Genomic DNA, 1203 nt, shown 5'->3' on the forward strand with positions numbered 1-1203 from the left:
GGTGTTGCCAGCGGTGTCCGTATCCGTCACGGTGACGGTGTGGGCGCCATCGGCCAGCGAAGCCGGGTTGTAGCTGCCGACGGTAGTGCCGTCTACTTTGATGACACGGGTGGCGTCCGCGTCCTTCGCGCCAAAGACCAGTGCTGCATTGCTGGTAACACGGTCCGTTGCGTGGCCCGCCACGCCGTCAGTGGTATCGCTCGCCAGCGCCAGGGTTGGTGCGGTCAGTGCGGTGTCCAGGGTCAGCGTGGCACCTGCGCCGCCGGCGGTATTGCCTGCCGCATCTTGCGCGGAAATGCTGACGGTGATTGGACCGTCGTTCAGGGTGCTGAGATTGGCCACGCCGCCCGCTCCGGTAACGGTATGCGTGCCGTCACTGAAGGTCACGGTCGCGGAGGCATCGCTGTTCAGGCCAGCGACGGTGTAGGCAACTGCGCCGCGCTCGGAGAGGTTGATCAGGTTGTCCGGCAGCGTGACTTTCAGGTCGCCTTCGGGATCTGCCCTGGTGTCCAGATTGAAGGTAATTGAGCGGATAGTCGCATTGCCCGCCACGTCGGTATCGGTGACGGTGACGATGTGCGAGCCTTGTGCCGCGGGCGCCGTGTAGGTTCCGGCAGGCGCACCGACATCGACGACGAAGCTGCGCGCAGCACCCGATTCGAGCGCGCTAATCGTCAGGGCGGCGTTGTTGGTCACAAGGTCAGTGGCATGGCCGGCGCCGCCATCGGTCGAATCGGTAGTCAGTGACACGCTCAAGGCAGGCGCGGTCGTGTCGAGCGTGAAGCTGAAGGATGTGCTGGCGGTGTTGCCGGCGGCGTCGGTCGATCGCACAACCACGTTGTTCAAGCCTTCTACGGCGCTAAAGCTGCTGTTGAAGCCTCCGCCGTTGTTGCTGTAAGTGAGCGAGGCACCGGACTCGGTACCTGTGACCGTGAGGCCGCCAGCCTTGGTGATCTTGTCCGTCGCGCTGCTGCCGGTGTCGCTGGTGAGCGCGACCACTGGCGCTGCAGTGGCATTGTCAATCGTGATGGTATGGCTGCCGAGCGAATTGGCGAGGTACTGGTTGGGATTATTGCTGGTGCTGGCGACCAGCGTGTAGGTGCCAGGCGACAGCGACAGCCCCACCGACCAGGCGACGTTGCTCTGGTTGGCCGACGCGCTGGTCACTTCGACGAAGTGGGTGCTATCGGTCCAGATATACAG

1 protein-coding gene is annotated in these 1203 nt (G+C 63.8%); it reads right to left on the bottom strand.

The features are described 5' to 3' along the window. Nucleotides 1-1203 (bottom strand): hypothetical protein (locus tag AB4Z11_RS32135; protein WP_442030290.1); only part of this gene is annotated, 1203 nt, incomplete at both ends.

Source organism: Pseudoduganella sp. RAF53_2, assembly GCF_052113985.1.
In the GTDB taxonomy this organism is placed as follows: domain Bacteria; phylum Pseudomonadota; class Gammaproteobacteria; order Burkholderiales; family Burkholderiaceae_D; genus Rugamonas.